This window comes from Hyphomonadaceae bacterium BL14 (assembly GCA_027627705.1).
Lineage (GTDB): Bacteria > Pseudomonadota > Alphaproteobacteria > Caulobacterales > Maricaulaceae > Oceanicaulis.
Window position 1 is genome coordinate 2982733 of the sequence record CP091242.1, and the last position, 18242, is coordinate 3000974.

Sequence of the window (18242 nt, forward strand, 5' to 3'; positions counted from 1 at the left end):
GTCAAACGCCCAGACGGCGCGCCAGCGTGTCCATGTCGTCAGCCCAGGCCGGGGCTTTCGCGCGCACCGGCGCACGCTGGGTCACGCCGCCAAACCCGATGAAGGCGTCGGCGGCACCCGCAGCATAGGCTTCGTAATCGGTCATGCCGTCGCCTACCATGATGACTTCTGCCGCGCCGCTTTGGTCTTTTACGGCGCGCACCACCACCCCCTTGCCGCCCGAGCACGACAGGGGATTGTCGCGGTCAAAGCCGTTGACACACGCCTCCGGCCCGGTGCCCCCGAAGTGGAATTGATTGGCGTGGATGTCGCCCGGCGCGAACCCCAGATCGGTGAGCGCCGGTGCAATCAGGTCGACAAACCCGCCCGACACCGCCACCACGTGCGCGTCCTTGCGCAGGCGCTCTAGCAGGCCGGCCATGCCCGGCGTGAGTTCCGCGCGCAGCGCCTCACGCGCCTCTTCCACCGCGCCCCGCGTCAGGCCAGCAATGGCGATGCGCTGCTCCAGCGAGGCGCGAAAATCCAGCGTGCCGGCCATGCCCTGATCGGTGATCGCCGACAGGCGCGCTGCGCGCGCCGCCCCGTCCGGTGCCCCGGCCAGTGCGCGCGCGACGGCGAAATCCAGGCTTTCCACCGCCAGCAGCGTGGAATCCACGTCGAAGACAACAAGCCGGGTCACGCCCCGCCTCAACCCGCCGCGCTGATCCCCGTCCCGATGGGACAGGTCACGCCGGTGCCGCCAATGCCGCAATACCCGTCCGGGTTCTTGGCCAGATATTGCTGGTGATAGGCTTCGGCATAGTAGAACGGGCCCGCCTCGCGAATCTCGGTGGTGATGGCACCGCGCCCTGCCGCGCGCAGTGCGTCGCCATAGACCGCCGCGCTCGTTTCGACGGCCTCGCGCTGGGCCTCGCTGGTCCAGTAGATGGCGGAGCGGTACTGGGTGCCCACATCATTACCCTGGCGCATGCCCTGGGTAGGGTCATGACCTTCCCAGAAGGCTTTGAGGACCTCATCAAGGCTGATCTGCGCGGGGTCGAACACCACCCGAACCACTTCGGTATGGCCGGTGCGCCCGGAACACACTTCCTCATAGGTGGGATTGGGCGTGATGCCGCCGGCATAGCCCGCGGCGGTGCTGATCACACCGGGCAGGCGCCAGAACACACGCTCCACGCCCCAGAAGCAGCCCATGGCCAGGATGATCTCGTCCGCGCCGGCCGGGACTTCGGCTTTCAGCGCGCCGCCCAGGGTGAAATGGGTTTCGGCGGTGGGCACGGACTGGAACCGGCCCGGCAGGGCCTGATCGGCGGGCACAAGCGTCGTCTTGAATTCACTGTCGCTGCGCAGGCGCATGGACGGTCTCCAAAGCTCGGGTCAAGGCGCGTGACTGCGCCGTTGAGGGCAAGATAGGCACGCCACCGTCCCGCGTCACGGGTGCCGGGCTGCGCAAGGGCACCGGACCCCGCCTGAAACCTTTGCATCAGGCCATGGCGCACACGCTTGACCGGCCCGCCAGATCGGCTAGGTTCCGCGCCCTTATTGGTGAGGTGGCCGAGTGGTCGATGGCGCACGCTTGGAAAGCGTGTAGGCGGGAAACTGTCTCGTGGGTTCGAATCCCACCCTCACCGCCACAGCCCTTGGGGAATCGTGTCTCCCCATCCGGCTGCGACCGGATTTTCCCGTTGTTTTCGAGGGTTATGCGTCAGGGCTGTTCACCGGCCCCAGTGCATCACGGCCGAAAATCACTCTCTCATCGCCGATATTCTCTGCACCTGTTGACTGCCCGGGCGCGGTTCGTTTGGCCATAAGCCGCTGTTTTCAATCAATATCGTTTTCTGAAAACCTGTTCACTACGATGTCAGGCCCGACAGCCCGAAAAGACGCTTAAATCAAACCTTCGCCGGAGCTCAAGGAGAGCTCATCGGAAAGTCCTTGAAGTGCCACGGCGACCACCTTGGGGGGCTCTTCCGCAAACAGCAGCGACATCGAGGACGTCATGCCCGGCCCTCCAGGGTCGATCAGTGATCCTGGCGGCTGTTGTGCGCCGGCCCCCTCCAGCAGCTCGATCAGAAGCCTCTGGAAGATGTATCCATCAAGGTCCACGAAATCTTCATCTGGTTCACTGTTCCGCCTTGCGCCCTCCCACAGCGCGTCGATCGTCGCATTATTGAAGCTTGGTTCTCCGCCATTACGTAGATGCGTCAGGAAGGCCTCTTCGATGGTAGAACTGAAATCACTCAGATGATCATGGGCTTCTCCACCATAGCAGTCGCAGAAACTTTGATCAAAACTTGCAACAAGATGCCCGCAATTCCAGTAATCGTCCGCATCGCAAATCAGGCACGTCACCTTTTCACGGCTGTCTTCATAAATAGTCACGACGCTCTCCCTATAAATTACAAATACAAATTACATCTGACTTCAAATTTGATGACGGTCGGCGAATAACTGGCATCAGGTGATTTTCGGCACGTAGTTTAGGCGTGTCGAATGGCCTCCCATGGCAAATCAAGATCGTCCCGGCCAAAGTGACCATAGGCTGCTGTTGGGTAGTACATCGGTCTCTGGAGATCGAGGCACCGGATGATCCCAGCCGGGGTGAGATCAAACTCCTGGCGCAGCGCATCGACTATCTCGGCGCTGCGCGCACCTGTCATGCCCTCGCCTTCGATCAGGAAGCTCATTGGTTCGGCCACGCCGATAGCGTAAGCGAGCTGGACCAGCGCTCGGTTCGACCACCCTCTCGCGACCACCTGCTTGGCCAGGAAGCGCGCCATGTAGGCTGCTGACCTGTCCACTTTCGAGGGGTCCTTGCCCGAGAACGCGCCCCCGCCGTGGGGCGCAGCCCCTCCGTACGTGTCGACAATGATCTTTCGACCAGTGAGCCCGGTATCTCCTTTCGGCCCGCCGGTGACGAAGCGGCCGGTCGGATTGATGAGCTCCCGGTAGTTCGCCGCACGCAGTTCGATCGGGATTACGGCGTCAATGATCTCGCGGCTCACGGCCGCGCGAAGCGTCTGGGTGTCTATGTCGGCCTCGTGCTGCGTCGATAGAACGACCGCCTCGATCGCCACCGGCTGGCCCTCCTCGTATCGGAAGGTCACCTGCGACTTGGCGTCTGGCCCTAGCCACGGAAGGACACCATTGTGCCGCAGCTTGGCCTGGCGGCGAACGAGCCGGTGTGCGAACACGATGGGCGCAGGCATCAGTTCTGGGGTGTCGGTGCAGGCGTAGCCGAACATCAGCCCTTGGTCGCCTGCGCCGATCACGCCGTCCGCACGGTCAACGCCCTGGTTGATGTCAGACGACTGACCGTTGAACCGGATCTGGATCTCGCAGCGCTCAGGATCAATGCCAGTAGCGCTGTCTCGATAGCCAGCGTCGCGCAGAACGTCTGAAACGATCTTGACCGCCATCTCACGGACAGCCCTGAAAGTGTCGGGGCTACGGGTCTTGAACTCTCCAGCGATCACGACACACTGATCAGCCAGCATCGTTTCGCAGGCAACTCGCGCCGATGGATCGTGACGCAGGAATTCGTCCAGAATTGCGTCTGAAATACGATCGGCCAACTTGTCTGGATGGCCCTCGGAGACGGATTCCGAGGAGAATAGACCATTGCGAACAGACATCACTAACTCCTGTTTAGCCGCTTTGACGAAATGTCGGGGGTGGCAAGCTGGATCAAATCCCCCCAGTCATGTTGCGCATAAGCGGGCAGACCATGCCCTTGGGGTCACCTCAACAAGATCAACTGCGGAACGGCATCGCGGCCGCTCCAGATAAAACCGTTCTGATCGTATTTCGACCCGAAAGATTTCGCCTCATCGAGAGCGAGGCCAAACACCAGAAAACTGTCCTCGCCGGGCCATCTGTTGGTTGGGTCCTGGCCGATACCTCGGACAAAGACTAAGCCCTGGCTGGAGAGTTCCTCAGCGAGCAGGGCCTGTCTGGCGGCATTGGCGGCAGCGTCAAATGGAGTGCTCAACGGATTGCACGCTGTCAGGAAGGCGCTGCAGTCAACGTTGTTGAGCCTGTGCGCGTCGTGCAAGTCTGAACTGGCCTGTCCCACCCTGAGCGTAAAAGCAGGACGCCCGTGAGCGCGGTACTCCGTCTCAAGATAGGCCTGAATGATGTTCGGATCGATTGCAGAAGATGGTAACAATGAACCCTCCATTTCACGCGAGGGCCGAAGCGCCGCCCGACATTTGCCCCCGATCAGGGCCGCATCCGCTTGTGCGATCCACCTTGCCCGGGCGGGCAGGTTGGCTGGAGCGAGCGCTCCCTTCTTGATGCCAGATTATTCGTGTTGGCTGAGGGACAAAATGTCAACCCCGCCGGATCCGCTGCATAATCCGGCGAGATTGTGAATCTGTACTGGAGCACCCCAGTCGCTGCGCCACATCCGCGAACTCGGGGTCTTCGGCGTACACCCGCTCGAACTCGCGGCGCGCCAGTGCCTTGGCCGATATCGCCTTCAGACGCTCCCCGACATCCCAAAACCCAGCCTGATGCGCCATGCCCGCTCTCTCCGGTCGCTTGCCACGACCGCATCATGATCTGCGCTGACGATCCAGAGGGAGTTTCCGGAGCTGTCCAGCTTGCTGATCGCCTGCGCGACGGGGACTTTTGAGCCGCGCTTCACGACCGCCTGCCCGCCGGTGGTGGAGTATAGCCGCGCGTTCCAGGCGCGCGCGGCCGATGAGCTCAGGTCTATGCCGGAGTGGTCAGCGATCGCCGAGATGCTCGCCGACTACAGCGTCATGCGGGGGCAGGTGCGGGCGTTCGGCGGCCTTACGAGGTGGCTCAAGGACGCATGAGCAGAATTGGAACTCGGATAAGGCCGCAAAGCAAGCGAACCCGCAAAACCGCTCCCGGTGTCACACCTCACTTCGCCAGGCGCGGCCGTCGTCTTTCCGACCTAGAGCCGGTTCGCCTTTTGGTGCATCGTTACGGGGGAAGTCGCGATCCGCCTCGTCATTCAAAAGCTTGGTCATTGTGAACGAAGCGCGTTTACATTTACTCCTCGATCCCCGAGATTCTTGAACAGCAACTTCAATGCGTTTGTCTCGCTTTTTGTGAAACCAATATTCCCCCGCGCCAGCTTGGAAAGAGCCTTGGCGGACAGGGGGGAAATCACTTTGTGCTTCCGTGCGAGCTGTTCGATCTTGAACGCGTTGTCCACCAGCCCGTAAAGCAGGCGCTCGAATTCTATCTCGAGATCTATCTTCTTCTCGTTCTTGCCCGCCTTTCGTGCGTCATCCGCATCCTCAAGGCTGATGGTCATGGAATCGATTGCGTCGCCGATCTCGAACCTGATCCCCTGGACGCTCGACCAGCATCCTTGTGTCTTTGCGTATTCGCTCACGTTCGTGAGGCCGGTCGGCGTGGATTTGACGGCTTTGGCCACGACTGGAGCGAGTTCCTCGAAAATGGCCTGCAGTTCCTCGGGAACTGCTTGACGCCTCCAGATCCCCTCGAGATCCAGTGCTTCCTTGCGCTTCTCTTCAAGGTAATCGACCAGCCATGCGACGGTGTAGGTGACGATGTTCGCCTTGTATCCACGGTCGATCTGATACCAGTCCGACTGCCCAATCATTCGGTCCACCCATCGGAACACGATCGCCTTGGCAACGCTCGCTCGAAAGAAGCGCTCATTGTAGTTGGCAGCGCCTTTGTCCCACTTCTTTCCGATCTCCTTTGCGAACTCGAGAAAGCATTTCTGGGCGCCGAGACTAACGACATGAGGCTGGGCCTTGAAGGTGAGATGGTACTTGGCGAAGTCGGTTTTATGTATGAGTTGGGCTCGCGGAAACTCTGCTTCGAACCGCCGCCTCTCTGCTGGCGTCCTCGATGACTGTTCGTTCCGGTACTGGCCCCGTGCCCGTTCGTAGAACCACCTTGTCCCTGCGAACGTGCCCTCGGCGGCCGGGGAGGTCAGGCGCCGCGAAATCTGTTGCATCTCGATGTGGAAGGGATGGCTGGAAAAGAAATCCGCTTCACTGATGCGGTTCTGCGTATTGGCGTATCGTGAAATTCTGGGAACGACGTCCTCGACCTTTTCCGCCCGCACCACGGAAAGTTTCATCTGCACGAAGACCCTTGAGAGGTCGGCCTTGTTCTTGTCCTTCGCGTAAAGAAGGGACGCGGTGGTCTGGCCACCATTTACGATCTGAAGGTCGTTCAGCCTAGAGAGCGCCAGCCCCTGATCGGTCTCCACAGTCGCAACCGAGGTTGCCGTCGCGGTGATGCCGTTGTTGAAGGCAAAGAACATCTCGGGCTCATCGCTGGCCGTAGCTATAATGCCTTTGTTGGCCTTAGTGCGGGCCTGAAGGAATGTTCGAACATTCTGTTCCATGAGCCGCGCGCCATACATCGCATAGATGCGCGCAAGAAGTTCGCCTGGAACAACGACCAGGTAGGACTCGTAATCGCTTCCTCCAACCGAGGCGCTGAGGCAGGGAAGGGGCTTATTGTCGTTGAGTTCCGCGACATCGAGCTCGATCGACTCGACGCCCCCTTGTGCCTTCTGGATGTCGAGGAAACGCAGGAAATCTATGACATTGAACGTGATCGGCACTCCGATCACCTCGTCAGAGTCGACGGACTTCTTGCGGGTAGCCAGGCGTGCATTCGAAAAGAGGACGCAGCGGATCCTCTTTATGTTCTGACGGTGCTGGTAGATCTGGGTGGCGACCTGAAAAGCTGCACTGGTTTCCTCGAGCGCGCGCACAGAGGCAGCATCCGTCGACAGCTCGCAGAAGCGCTTCACGCGCGAGAACAGCTTGTCCATTCGGTCCGCATTCAGCGGCTGGAGATCGCGCTCCGGGCGAAAATCGCAAACAGCCAGATGAAGTTCGCCCCGGTCGAGGTCGAGTGCAAAGCCGTCGACCTGGTACGGGCGGGTACCTTCCTTCCTGACCGGAGTGTAGATCAAGTCGCTGCAATCGCCGTTCTCCGCGGCGAGTTCTCCGTAGAGTTGGAAGAACGCTTCCTGTTGAGGTTCACCCGAAGAAGATGCTGCAAGCAGGAGATCGTCCCAGAATGCCCCAAAAGCGATCTCGTCTTCGTTTTCACTCATCAAACAGCCAGCCCTTCAGCCATTGGTTCGACCTTTCAAAAGGCATGCAGACATCCACCGGTATCTCGTAGCGGATCTTCCGGATGCCGGACGGAACATTGCCGGGAACAAGTCGAGGAAACGTTTGCTCGACCTCGAAGACGCGGGTTCTGACAGGTGCCCAAGCCTCCTGACTGTATTCTGGCCGATCCTCGTACCCTGCCGCCAGGAGGCCTCCCTCGAAGATGTCGAGCGCGACGGGGCTCTTGGTCTCGATCTTTCCGCGGATGGAGGCAACATGCTCGTTGAGCGTTCTGGCTCCAGAACTATTCGGAGACGTTGAGGCCAGCGTCTGATGCCAGACCACAATTTCTCCCGAAATTGTGTCGAGTTGCGCCTCAGACGAGACCTTTATGACCTGGTCTGCAGACGAGAGTTGGCTTTTGGTCTCAAGGATCCGATCCGCGACGGCAAAGTCCTGTTCGTCGCCATAGGGGCCTCGCCATGCCCTTATCGCCTCTTCGGCGGGACGTTCGGCCAGCATGACGTTCTCGAGAAACAGTAGCTCTCCCACCAGGCCAATTATCTTCTGCCGGCTTAGAAGGTTGTTTCGCCTTTTCCCCAGAAGCTGTTGCCAGCGTCTGATGCGGCCGATGACAATGATGGCGCCTTGGGTGTTCGCTTCCACGGGCAGTTGATGGGTTGCCTCCAGAAGATCCCTGCACAGGGCGCGGAACAAGGCTGCTTGTTCGCCGTCAACCAGTGTCAGAACAAGCTCGCTGCGATTTTCCGCTGCGGCCTTGCATTCAATGTCGATGCCGGAGATCTGCGGCAGCTCCGGCGTAGTTTCGGCGAGTGCGGTCAGTACCAATGCAAAGTTTCCGTCCGCATCGCGACCGCGGAAGAAGTCGAGGGGATGCTCAGGATCCCAGCGGCTGACGTTCCGCGTGCCGTCGCGGGGAACCGGAATCTGAGACCAGTCATCAATTATTTCCGTCATCGGTGATCGCCTCTTCGTCATCATCACGTGCCTCGTCAACGTCCGCGCCCATGGTTCTCACCCAGACCGGGTTGACATGATATCGCCTGGCACGGACGGGCGTGCCGGTACTCGGAAAGCAGAAGCTCAGAGACACCCCGATCTCACCGATCAGGAGCTTGTGCTGATCGCCGGGTTTCCACTCGGGGTGAACTTCATTGTTCCTGATACTGAACATGTGGATCAGGAGAAGGGGCTTTTTTCGCCTCAGGCAGAATGCCCTGTCACCGCGCAGGCCGCGTGAAAGTTTCTTTGCGTCGGCGGCCTCCCGCCGTTCTTCTTCCGTAAGCAGGATTGTCGCATCTCCAGGATCGGCAATTCGGTTCCTTTGCCCATAAGGCCGGTAGAGACCATCGATACGTGCATCTGAATTGGTGGGGTAGGGCCGGGTTCTGATGGCGCGTTTCGCTCCACAAATCTCAAGCCTTGCCTGCAAACTATCGTCGAGCCGCTTATCCTCAAGCAGCGGAATTACAATGTCCCACTCGGAGAGATCGGTTGTCAGCCGGTCATTTATGTAATCAAGAGCCAGTGATCGGCGACCGTCAATACGGCTGAGGACCGTCTGCCTTGCGGGAAAACTGAACGCCTCTAGCAGGTCACGCACTTTCCTTCCGGGCACATCCGACCAGACAAGGTGTTTTGCAATGTCGGCTGTAAGGGCCGCATCCCCTGCCAGTTCCGGCGTCAGCGGGTTCCCAAGACCGGCGATGAACCTCCTCGCCAGTTGCAGATGTTCGGCATTGAGTTCCCGATCGTCGTAGAGCGCGAAGCCCTCGACATGCTTGCCCGACAGATCGGCCGCTAGTTCTCTGTCCTCTGCAGCGCGCATCTTGTTGGCCGCGGTGACCGCGATGCCGGTCTCGCTCCTGCGGACTTTCAGACCGAACTGCTCCGGGGTCTCGTTGCGTTCCCGCATCCGCTTGATCTCGGCGCGGAGCTCCTCGATCGCCTCGGTGATGTAGGCATAGTGATCGGCAGCGACCTTGGGCAGATAGAGACGACAGAGATCCTCGTAGCCCGCGCGATAACCGAACCAGCGTGCCATCTGCATCAATGTGTCCGACGCGGCGGTATTACGAAGGATGTAGGAGACGCAGAGACCCTCAAGCGTGAGGCCGCGCGAGAGTGCGAGACCGCCAATTGCGATCACATGAAGCCCTGTCCCCTTGTAATGCGAGTAGTCCAGCGCGCCGCCTCGCATGTTGACTGTCCGGGTCTCGATGGTCCGAACAGCTTCATGAAATTCGGAAAGAATGTCTCCGAAGCCGAACTCCGTTTCCTTGAAATTCGCATCGAAGGTTGTCTTGAGGCACTGCATGTCGGGATCGGACAGGCCGCGTGATCCGAGGCCCGCGTTGACACGGATAGCGCTCTTCAAACGCTCCGCATAGGAATAGACGAGACCAAGAACCTGTTCCTGCATGTCATTGAAGCGGCTCACATTGATCATCATAGAGCAGTGCCTGTTGCCGTCCCCTCGCAGATGACGCAGCGCAACCACTAGAAAGAACACGCGCATGGCCTCGCACATCGATTCCGGTAGGGCCGCAAGAACGTGGCCGTTCTTGTGCTTGAGCGGCAAGAGATCGACGTAGTCGTCGATCACCTCAACCATCCGTTCTTTGAACGGTCCGGTCCGAAAGACCCGCTCCGCGCCAACGTAGTTGCTTGGAGGATCGAGCGCCTTGATGAAGTGCCGCGGAAAAAGGTCATCGGCATACATCTCTGTTTCCGTATCCGGGTCGATGAAGATGTTGGCAAAAGGGGTTGCGGTGTAGCCGACATAGGTTGACCGCGAGAACCTGTTCAGGATCGAGCGGATCGCACCATTGATGGCTGTAACTTTTTCGGGGTCCTTCTGGGTGTTGATGGATGCATTGTCGGCTTCGTCATCAACCAAGAGGAGTGGATGTGTGATCTGGCCACCCTGCATCTGGCTGTCCAGCCAGGTGGCGAGGTTCTCCAGTGTGGCCTTATTCTTCTTCATCACGAAGATGATGGGTTCCTTCAGGGCGGAGATGGTCACGCCGTAGTCAGAAATCTCCTTCTTGAAGTCGCGGTCACGTGAGGTGCCATATGCGGGAAACCTCTTCGGACCGTCACCGTATTCGGCGACCGTCAGCGTCTCATCGAATGCGGCCTGGAAAATCGACTTCTTGCCGATAAAGGCCTCGTCAATGCGCTCTTGTGTCTGGGCTCGCAGGGAATTGGTCAGGCCAGCCAGAAGAATGATTATCTTGTAGCCTGCATCCGCCGCCTTCGCGATCAGGGCCGAGTAGTTGGTGGTCTTCCCTGACTGAACGTGTCCCATGACCATTCCCCGCCGTCGCCATGAACCGGTCTGTGCGGGATTGCCAGAATAGTCGAGTATTTCATCGGAGACCTGATCCAGCACGGATACGACGTGCGGGGGAAGTGCTCCAGTGTCGAGGTAATACTCCTTCAGTCGATTCCAGTAGTAGAAATCGATGTCCCCCGATCGCTCGTGAAGCCAGGGCTCATGTTCTGCAAGAACGGCAGACCCTGCCCCCTGGGTGATGGCAAAGATGGACTGGAAGTGCCGGACGAATTTGATCCGTTCTTCGGCCGTAATTTCGAAGGGTGAGGTCTCAATGACAGCTTCAATAGCTCCCTCAGGAATCGATTGGATTTTCCGCAGACTGTCGGCGTGCCGGTTAAGTATCTCCGTTCGGAGGTAGGAGATGCGTGGGTCTTTCATTTGAACTTCCAGCCCCATTCTTTGAGTTTTAATTCGACAAAATCCTGATGAGCCTCAAACGGTTCGGTATTCAGAATCATCTCTAGGCATTTGCGGAAGTCGCCGCCGGAACGCGAGAGCATTCTAGGCGCTATGATGGCGAGCTGGTCCTCGAGTTCCTTAGGAGACAGGATCGACTGGCCGATGTCCTCGCCGCGCGTGAGCGAGTCGTCTGCGAAGGCCGTTACAGGGAAGTTCTGTTCGATCTGGCGCAGGGCCGCCATGACCAGCAGCCGGGTGTCCTGGTCGGTAGATTGCAGCAGCTCCTCGAGTACCGGGTGTTCGCGATTGAGCTCGTATCTGATCTCGTTGTTGCGCGAATAGCGTTTCCAGACCGGCTTTGCGGTAGGGTGATCTATACGTCCGCCGCGTCGCCTGTAAGTTTGTCCCGACTTCTTTCTAAGTCCGGCGATAATCTGCCTCAGCCTCGCCTTCAATGCGGCAGGGAGCTGGGCGTCGCTCTTGTCGACCGTGATTTTCCAGAGATCGTCCAGCGAGTTTGGAATGTCGACACTTATGCGAACGAGTTGGGAGAGTTCCCCGAATTTTGCGAGGCGAAACCAGGTCCCGTAGATGATGAGCCGGTTGTTCCGATAGACATAGAACCCCTGGTTTCGAAGGAAGCCTTCTTCGCCTCCGAGGCGCTCGTGTTCGTGCGGCTTCAGTTTCGAGAAATGCGGCAGGACATAGGGCTGAATGAGGATCGTAGTGCCCTCCATCAACAGGGGTTCGATTTCGAGAACCTGCGTCGCCTCATGTTTTCGGTAGAAGGGGTCGTAGGCATCGAGCCGATTGCCATTCACTGAAATCGAGAGCCGGTTTCGACTTCCCGCAATGCCTTCGATGAAACGATGGAACACCAGAGCCAGCTGTTCGCTGGTCTGGGCGATCAGCTCATTGAATTCGGCATTGGAAAGTGATCCGCCCTCGGAGAGCCGATCCGTGTGTGTCCATATCACTGAGGTTCCGGAACTGTCCGGCGACAGGCCGTGATCAATGCCATAGATCTCGGACGGGTTGAGAACGCCCATCTTCCATTCATCGAGATCGTCAAGATCCCAGACGGCCCCTGACATCTCCGAATTCCTTGATGAGATCACCGTCAGTTTTTTACATTGTGAAAAAGACGCCGACTTCATGCCCCAACCGAAGCGGCCCAAATCGTCAGGGGATCGTTCCTTCGAGGGGTTGCTCGAAGCCGGGCGCATTGCATCCATAAGCTCACTTGGCGACATGCCTTCCCCATCATCCGTAATGGTGACAACGGGATCCCCGGCGTTGAAGAGGCAGCTGATCTCGATGAACGACGCGTGCGCCTTGATGCTGTTATCGATCAGGTCTGCAAGCGCCGCAGCGAGGTCATAATTTCCAAAGCTGCGGGCAGACATCATCAAAGATGATGCATCCGGCGGATTGCTTACATATTTCATTGGCTGACCGCGTCCCTTAGAGGTGGCTCGGTTGATCTGAACAGGGCCCGGGCGTTATCTAAGTGGTTTCCCGCTTCGTTTGCGCCGCTATCGCATCGGGTATCGGCTGGTTGAAGTAGGCCTGTTCGGGGGTTTTCCCGTCAAGTGTGAATCGGCTTCCAAATTTGACCCCTTTTGAATTCGTCGCAGGTAATTGAACCTAAATAAGAAAAACTTTGCTCGCATAGGTCATTCTCGGCAGCGGTCGTGCTCCCCACATTTTGCCACTGAAAATTGCAATGATTTCAGCCCATTAAGGTTGATTGTAAGAGGGTGATACTTCGATGCCGTTGCACATCAAGTGGCGATGAAGCAATGCAAGTCAGCTTGAGTTAGCTGAACTTCAGCTCACCTAGCAACACTAACTCCAGCGCTCCCACTTGTGCCCTGACACCCGCCCGCTCCATCCTGCTTGCGGAGGATGGGCATGGGAATCGCGACGATCCGTGAGTTGCAGGTGCTATTGCGTGGGCACGGTGTGACCACCGCGTATGTGAAGAAGCTCGCGACGAAACAGGACAACGACAAGAACCAGATATATCTGGGCGCCGGCCTCGACAGCGTCACCAACCTCTTTCCTGCGACGATATCGGTTCGCGCGCCCAGCGAAAGCACGGCCAAGCCTGGCTCGAGGGCTGGTCAGCCGAAAATGGAGGCTGCGCTGCGGTTCGCCTGGCTGGACCCGGGCGGCAATCGCCACGTTGCACCGGGCGCGCGCATCATCGACTATTTTCAGTACCCGGAGATCCGGTTCTCGGGATTTCTGAAGGGATGTGAAGGCGCGCCTGACGCTCTCCGCCGGCGGCTCCAGGCCGGTTTCGGGCAGCGCTGGCTCGTTATGGGAAATGCGCCTGACGGGACCGTTCTGGGCGTGGTGCTCACCGAGCGCGATGACCCACTGGCGTCGAACTTTCCCGAGCTGCCAGCCTTGGCTGGCTCAGGCGTTCTGCTTGTTCTGACTGTTGATGAGGAGGCGGGGCGAGAGCCGCGGGATCTGGTCAATGAGGAGATCGGCCGGATCGTTGCCGGGGGGTGGCATTCGTCCGTCATCATGAAGGCCACCGGTATCGTGCCGTTCCGCGGCGCACAGGGGGCCGGGTATACGCTTGAGGCCCTGCTGGGCGTCACGGCGAACGCGGAGAAGGCTCCCGACCGTCATGGTTTCGAGATCAAGTCCTACTCGGGCTCGCGCATCAGCCTGATGACGCCCACGCCCGACCGGGGTTATCAGGGGGAACGGACATTCCGCGAGTTCATGGAGCGATTTGGCCAGCCTGCGGTCAACGGGGATGGCTCGCGCCGCTTTGTCGGTCTGTTCCGGGCTGGTGGCCACAATGAGAAGCACGGACTTTCCATGCGGGTGGCCGGATATGATCAGGTTGCTGACCGGTTCTCTGGCCATGCCGGGGAGATCGCAGTGGAGCTGTTTGATCCGGTGACCGGGGACATCGCGGCAGGCTGGTCGCTGGAGCGCCTCGCCAATTCCTGGAACCGTAAACACGCCTCCGCACTCTACATCCGCGCGGAGAAGAACCCCGCGCCTGCAGGCGATGGACAGGACGAGTACCGCTATCTCACGCCGTGGCTGGTCGGAGAAGGCACCGATGTGTGGAGGCTGCTGAGGGCCATCGCGGCCGGCTACGTGTTCTATGACCCTGCTGACACCATCTACGCCGATGGCAGATCGAAGGTGCGCTCCCAGTGGCGGGTCAATTCAAGCACGCTGAAAAGCACGATGGACCGGCTTTACGCCCGCGTGTCAGAGACGGGCGGCTGACCCACGCAGTTCAAGCTGTGGTGGGCCGTCCGCGAGCCACGCGGCGCACCTGCCCATGAGGTCGCCGAAATCCAGAGCCTCCTTCCCGCGCAGGGCGCATTCCCAGATTTCCAGGACGCGCCAGCCTTCCTCGAGCAGCTGCGCGCGCGCCCGTCCGTCGCGTTCCCGGTTGGCGTCGATCTTGGCCTGCCAGAATCCGGGCCGTGTTCCGGGCAGGCGGAACAGGTGGCAGTCGTGGCCGTGCCAGAAGCAGCCATGTACGAAGATCACGGCGCGTCGCGGACGGAAAACCAGGTCCGGTCGCCCCGGAAGATCACGCCCATGCAGCCGGTAGCGGTAGCCGAGCGCGTGAAGCCCTCTCCGGACCGCCATTTCAGGGCGCGTGTCACGACCTCTTATGCCGGACATCATCCGGCTGCGTGTGGTGCTGTCGACGATGTCAGGCAATCAACCGGTCCGCTGGCGGCGGCGCCGTCTGCGCGTCGCCCGCAGCGAGTGCGCGATCAAGGGCGGGCTTCATGTACTGGGCGATGGCTTCAACAACGGGCACGACCACGGCGTTGCCGAACTGGCGATAGGCCTGCGTGTCGGACACCGGGATTTTCCACTCGCGCCCTTCCCTCTCGAAACCCATGAGGCGGGCGCACTCGACCGGCGTGAGCCGGCGCGGGCGCGGACCGTCCTGCGCGATGAGGATCTCCGAGCCGTCCTTGTGGTAGCGGGCCGACAGCGTGCGCGCCACGTCGTCAGGGCCGAACAGGCTGAAGCCGAATCCGTTGCCCGCCTTCTCGTGTTTTTTGCGGTAGTCCTGCAGGTAGTTCCAGAGGTGTTCGGACAGCGTGTACTTCTGGCCGATCTCGTTGTGTCCCTGCAGGATGGCACCGAGTGTCGGCCAGTCTGCTTCGGGCGGAAGCACGGCGTCGAACCCGTCAAAACTGAAGCCCTGATCCTCGCGGAAGCCAACGATGAAGATGCGCTCGCGCTTCTGGGGCACCCACGGACGTGAACTGATGATCCGGAAATCGATTGTGTAGCCAAGCTCATTCTCGAGGGTTTCGCGTATGACCGCGAACGTGCGCCCGCCATCATGGCTCTGCAGGTTCTTCACGTTCTCCAGCAGGAAGGCCTTCGGGCGGTGATGACGCAGGATGCGCGCGATGTCGAAGAACAGGTTGCCCTGCTGCTCGCACAGGAAGCCGTGCGCGCGTCCGAGTGAATTCTTTTTCGAGACGCCCGCCAGCGAGAATGGCTGGCAGGGAAAACCCGCCAGCAGGACGTCGTGGGCCGGTATGAGCGAGGGGTCTTCGCCATAGGGTCGGATATCGCCCGCAAATGCGTGGTCCTCGCCAGCATCGGGAAAATTGGTCTCATATGTCTGGCGGGAGAACCTGTCCCACTCGCTGGTGAACACGCACTTTCCACCGATCGCCTCGAAGCCGAGCCGGAGGCCTCCAATGCCTGCAAAGAGGTCGATGAAGCTGAATGACCCGGCCTCAGCCGCGCCATTGCCTTGCCTGCGCGCCTGCGCGAGTGCGCGCAGTTCCCGGGTCACGAGGACGGGGGGGCGGCTCTCACCGCTGATGTACCGGCGGATCTGGCGTTCGGACAGACCGAGCGCGGCTTCGGCTTCCTGCAGTGTAAGCCCCGAGCGCTTCAGGAGACCTGAAAAGCCGGTCTGTGTTCCTGTCGCCATGATCGTTCACCCCTCGCGCTTGATGCCCCATTAGGGACGATTCGTGTCAGGATGGCAGTAAGAGTCCCGCCGTCAAGCAATTGTTCCTGTTTTGTATCACATCTCGCTGTTGTGCGGCCGCCCTGCGTGAACACACCTGCTCATGACCCTTCAGAAAACCCGTGCGGTTCATAGTGGTCCCGATGCCCCGCCGGGTGTGTTTTCAGATCGGCAATGAGGCTCCCCGCAGTCCAGCATCTGCCTCTGCGCCTCCCACTCTGCTGGAAACCCCTCCAGCACCCGCGCCAGCGTGATTTCCGGCCCCTGCGTGCCGTCGAGGATCGCCTCGACGATGTCTGGCGCCAGCAGGGTGAGACGCAGGACGCGGGTCATGTAGGAGGGCGCGATGGCCTCGCGCGCGGAGAGTTCGGCCAGGCTCGTGAACTCGCCCGTGTCGAGCATGCGCTTCCAGCGGTATGCGCGCGCCAGCGCCTTGATCAGTGTGGTGTCCGTGCGCGGGCGCGAGGCCGGCGCGTCTGCAGGCGGGATGATCGCCTTGCGGGCGCCGCGCCGGGCGAACCGCAGCGGTACGAACACGGTGATGATCTGGTCCGGGGGCGCGGGGCGGGTCATGCCGCCCGCTCCATGGACCCGGCGAGCATCTCGCGGGCAAGTGTGGTGAGGCCATCAACGCGAATGCGCACATGCATGCCATCGGGGCCGATATCGATACGCTCGATCACAAGGCTGACGATGCGCGCCTGCTCGGCGGGAAACAGCTCATCCCAGAGCGGATCGATCTGCTGGAGGGCGGCGCGGGCGTCGCTTTCACAGATGTCGCGGTCACGCGCGCGCGCAGCTTTCCATGTGCCGGCGATGATCTCGGGCTGGCGCAGGATGGCGCGCAGCTGGTGAATGACAGCCGCCTCGATATCGTCGGCGGGCACGCGTCCGACGGGGCACGATCCGGCGCCGTGTCTGAGGACGGTCTGGCTGATGTAGTAACGGTAGAGCCTGTCGCGCTTGCGGGTGTGGGAGGGCGAGAACGCCGCGCCATCAGGGCCATACAGCAGTCCCTTGAGCAGTGCGGGCGTTCCGGCGCGGGTGCGCGCGGCGCGCTTGCGCGGGCTCACGGCCAGGATGGCGTGGACCTTGTCCCATATCTCGCGGTCGATGATGGCGTCATGCTCGCCGGGATAGCTGTCGCCCTTGTGCACGGCCTCGCCAATCAGGGCGCGGTTGGAGAGCAGGCGATAGAGGTATTTCTTGTCCATGGGCCGCTCAGCGGGAGTGAGCCAGCCGCGCGCCTTGAGCTCGCGCGCCAGCTCGGTGCACGAGCCGATCTCGACAAAGCGCGCGAAGATCCAGCGGGCCCGCCCGGCGCGCTCCTCGTGGGCGACCAGCTTGCGGTTCTCAACCCGGTAGCCATAGGGCGGGCAGCCCCCCATCCACATGCCCTTTTTGCGCGAGGCGGCGACCTTGTCGCGGATCCTCTCGGCGGTGACCTCGCGCTCGAACTGGGCGAACGAGAGGAGGATGTTCAGCGTCAGCCGGCCCATGGAGGTGGTGGTGTTGAACGACTGGGTCACCGAGACGAAGGTCACGCCGTTGCGGTCGAACACCTCCACCAGCTTGGCAAAATCGGCCAGCGACCGGGAGAGACGGTCGATCTTGTAGACCACGACCACATCAACAAGCCCGTCGTCTATGTCAGCCATCAGCCGCTTCAGGCCGGGGCGCTCCAGCGTGCCGCCAGACACTCCGCCATCGTCATACTGGTCGCGCACCAGCACCCAGCCTTGTGAGCGCTGGCTGGCGATGTAGGCCTCGCAGGCCTCGCGCTGGGCATCGAGCGAGTTGAATGCCTGATCGAGCCCTTCCTCGGAGGATTTGCGGGTGTAGACCGCGCAGCGCAGCTTGCGCGGCGCGGCTGGCGTGTCATCTGGCCGGGTCATGAGCGCGCCCTTGCATTCTTGAGGCCGAAGAACACCCAGCCATTCCAGCGCGTGCCGGTGATGGCGCGCGCGATGGCCGAGAGGGATCTGTAAGGCCGGCCCTGCCACTCGAACCCGTCGCGCGTGACGGTCACCTCATGCTCGACCCCCTGCCATTCGCGGATCAGCCGCGTGCCCGCGATGGGCATGAGATCGGTGCGAATGCGCCGTATGGTGATGTTGCCGCCGTCGAGCTCCTCTCCCAGCCGCTCCAGCCTGCGCAGGGTCTCAGGTTTAAGCCCGCCATAGGCGAGCTCCTGGATGCGATAGGCCAGGCGGGTCTCGAGATAGCGGCGGTTGAAGGGCGGCGCCTCGCTGTCAAACAGGTCGCGCCACTGCTTCTTGAGTTCCGGCGTGGGCGTCGATTTCAGCGCGGCCAGGCGCGCGGGGATGGGGTCATGTGTGGTCATGCGTTCTCCGTCTGGTCCGGATTTGCATGACGCCATGAGGTGGCCGCACAGTGTAGG

The 18242-nt window shown here is 60.5% G+C and carries 16 protein-coding genes, 1 tRNA gene and 1 riboswitch; of the genes, 3 read left to right on the plus strand and 14 right to left on the minus strand.

Features of this window, described 5'->3' with window-relative positions:
- Position 1: 1 nt before the first annotated feature.
- Positions 2-679 carry a haloacid dehalogenase-like hydrolase gene (locus tag L2D00_14445; GenBank protein ID WBQ13032.1) on the minus strand — a complete coding sequence of 226 codons (678 nt, stop codon included), beginning with the start codon at positions 677-679 and terminating at the stop codon, positions 2-4.
- 8 nt (positions 680-687) lie between these two features.
- Entirely contained in the window at positions 688-1356 is a 669-nt protein-coding gene (gene msrA, locus L2D00_14450; protein ID WBQ13033.1) for a peptide-methionine (S)-S-oxide reductase MsrA, read from the minus strand.
- Between the two features lie 188 nt (positions 1357-1544).
- Between msrA and L2D00_14455 the strand changes: the two genes are divergently transcribed.
- Positions 1545-1634, plus strand: a tRNA-Ser gene (locus tag L2D00_14455).
- A gap of 253 nt (positions 1635-1887) precedes the next feature.
- On the opposite strand, the gene L2D00_14460 is transcribed toward L2D00_14455, so the two are convergent.
- The 3 genes from L2D00_14460 to L2D00_14470 all read right to left on the minus strand — a co-directional run bounded on the left by L2D00_14460 (position 1888) and on the right by L2D00_14470 (position 4168).
- Positions 1888-2382: a hypothetical protein gene (locus L2D00_14460; GenBank protein ID WBQ13034.1), complete on the minus strand. Its 495-nt coding sequence runs from the start codon at positions 2380-2382 to the stop codon at positions 1888-1890.
- 98 nt (positions 2383-2480) lie between these two features.
- Positions 2481-3635, minus strand: coding sequence for a methionine adenosyltransferase (gene metK / locus L2D00_14465; GenBank protein WBQ13035.1), 1155 nt, complete (start codon positions 3633-3635; stop codon positions 2481-2483).
- Between the two features lie 104 nt (positions 3636-3739).
- Entirely contained in the window at positions 3740-4168 is a 429-nt protein-coding gene (locus tag L2D00_14470) for a DUF3293 domain-containing protein (GenBank protein ID WBQ13036.1), read from the minus strand.
- Positions 4169-4197: 29 nt separating this feature from the next.
- A riboswitch (SAM riboswitch) is annotated at positions 4198-4304 on the minus strand.
- A 300-nt stretch (positions 4305-4604) separates the two neighbouring features.
- On the opposite strand from L2D00_14470, the gene L2D00_14475 reads away from it, so the two are divergent.
- Positions 4605-4823, plus strand: coding sequence for a hypothetical protein (locus L2D00_14475; protein WBQ13037.1), 219 nt, complete (start codon positions 4605-4607; stop codon positions 4821-4823).
- A 173-nt stretch (positions 4824-4996) separates the two neighbouring features.
- Here L2D00_14475 and L2D00_14480 read toward each other — a convergent pair whose 3' ends face one another.
- The 4 genes from L2D00_14480 to L2D00_14495 are packed head-to-tail and all read right to left on the minus strand — an operon-like array spanning position 4997 to position 12293.
- Positions 4997-7084 carry an AIPR family protein gene (locus L2D00_14480; GenBank protein ID WBQ13038.1) on the minus strand — a complete coding sequence of 696 codons (2088 nt, stop codon included), beginning with the start codon at positions 7082-7084 and terminating at the stop codon, positions 4997-4999.
- A complete protein-coding gene (locus L2D00_14485; GenBank protein WBQ13039.1) occupies positions 7077-8063 on the minus strand; it encodes a PD-(D/E)XK motif protein in 987 nt (328 codons plus the stop codon). Before L2D00_14485 ends, L2D00_14480 begins: the two co-directional genes overlap by 8 nt.
- A complete protein-coding gene (locus L2D00_14490; GenBank protein ID WBQ13040.1) occupies positions 8047-10824 on the minus strand; it encodes a Z1 domain-containing protein in 2778 nt (925 codons plus the stop codon). The genes L2D00_14485 and L2D00_14490 overlap by 17 nt, the downstream gene beginning before the upstream one ends.
- Positions 10821-12293, minus strand: a complete 1473-nt coding sequence (locus L2D00_14495; GenBank protein ID WBQ13041.1) for an ATP-binding protein — start codon at positions 12291-12293, stop codon at positions 10821-10823. Before L2D00_14495 ends, L2D00_14490 begins: the two co-directional genes overlap by 4 nt.
- 466 nt (positions 12294-12759) lie before the next feature.
- Between L2D00_14495 and L2D00_14500 the strand changes: the two genes are divergently transcribed.
- Positions 12760-14109 (plus strand): MvaI/BcnI restriction endonuclease family protein, encoded by a 1350-nt coding sequence (locus tag L2D00_14500; protein WBQ13042.1) that lies wholly within the window; start codon positions 12760-12762, stop codon positions 14107-14109.
- On the opposite strand, the gene L2D00_14505 is transcribed toward L2D00_14500, so the two are convergent.
- The 5 genes from L2D00_14505 to L2D00_14525 form a co-directional block, all read right to left on the minus strand.
- Positions 14092-14556, minus strand: coding sequence for a very short patch repair endonuclease (locus L2D00_14505; protein WBQ13043.1), 465 nt, complete (start codon positions 14554-14556; stop codon positions 14092-14094). The two genes, L2D00_14500 and L2D00_14505, sit on opposite strands and share 18 nt — an antisense overlap.
- On the minus strand, positions 14549-15802 hold the full coding sequence (gene dcm, locus L2D00_14510) for a DNA (cytosine-5-)-methyltransferase (GenBank protein ID WBQ13044.1): 1254 nt from the start codon (positions 15800-15802) through the stop codon (positions 14549-14551). Before dcm ends, L2D00_14505 begins: the two co-directional genes overlap by 8 nt.
- Before the next feature lie 168 nt (positions 15803-15970).
- The gene (locus L2D00_14515; protein ID WBQ13045.1) at positions 15971-16414 is read right to left on the minus strand and encodes a LacI family transcriptional regulator; all 444 of its coding nucleotides are present in this window, start codon (positions 16412-16414) and stop codon (positions 15971-15973) included.
- Positions 16411-17736: a recombinase family protein gene (locus L2D00_14520; GenBank protein WBQ13046.1), complete on the minus strand. Its 1326-nt coding sequence runs from the start codon at positions 17734-17736 to the stop codon at positions 16411-16413. The genes L2D00_14515 and L2D00_14520 overlap by 4 nt, the downstream gene beginning before the upstream one ends.
- Positions 17733-18185 carry a DUF2924 domain-containing protein gene (locus L2D00_14525; protein ID WBQ13047.1) on the minus strand — a complete coding sequence of 151 codons (453 nt, stop codon included), beginning with the start codon at positions 18183-18185 and terminating at the stop codon, positions 17733-17735. The genes L2D00_14520 and L2D00_14525 overlap by 4 nt, the downstream gene beginning before the upstream one ends.
- Between the last annotated feature and the right edge of the window lie 57 nt (positions 18186-18242).

What these genes read in the sequence shown, in the direction of transcription:
- L2D00_14525 (WBQ13047.1), bottom strand. Translation starts at nt 18,185, where the DNA reads ATGACCACACATGACCCCATCCCCGCGCGCCTGGCCGCGCTGAAATCG.
- metK (WBQ13035.1), bottom strand. Translation starts at nt 3,635, where the DNA reads ATGTCTGTTCGCAATGGTCTATTCTCCTCGGAATCCGTCTCCGAGGGC.
- L2D00_14520 (WBQ13046.1), bottom strand. Translation starts at nt 17,736, where the DNA reads ATGACCCGGCCAGATGACACGCCAGCCGCGCCGCGCAAGCTGCGCTGC.
- L2D00_14490 (WBQ13040.1), bottom strand. Translation starts at nt 10,824, where the DNA reads ATGAAAGACCCACGCATCTCCTACCTCCGAACGGAGATACTTAACCGG.
- L2D00_14495 (WBQ13041.1), bottom strand. Translation starts at nt 12,293, where the DNA reads ATGAAATATGTAAGCAATCCGCCGGATGCATCATCTTTGATGATGTCT.
- L2D00_14480 (WBQ13038.1), bottom strand. Translation starts at nt 7,084, where the DNA reads ATGAGTGAAAACGAAGACGAGATCGCTTTTGGGGCATTCTGGGACGAT.
- L2D00_14515 (WBQ13045.1), bottom strand. Translation starts at nt 16,414, where the DNA reads ATGACCCGCCCCGCGCCCCCGGACCAGATCATCACCGTGTTCGTACCG.
- L2D00_14485 (WBQ13039.1), bottom strand. Translation starts at nt 8,063, where the DNA reads ATGACGGAAATAATTGATGACTGGTCTCAGATTCCGGTTCCCCGCGAC.
- L2D00_14500 (WBQ13042.1), top strand. Translation starts at nt 12,760, where the DNA reads ATGGGAATCGCGACGATCCGTGAGTTGCAGGTGCTATTGCGTGGGCAC.
- dcm (WBQ13044.1), bottom strand. Translation starts at nt 15,802, where the DNA reads ATGGCGACAGGAACACAGACCGGCTTTTCAGGTCTCCTGAAGCGCTCG.
- msrA (WBQ13033.1), bottom strand. Translation starts at nt 1,356, where the DNA reads ATGCGCCTGCGCAGCGACAGTGAATTCAAGACGACGCTTGTGCCCGCC.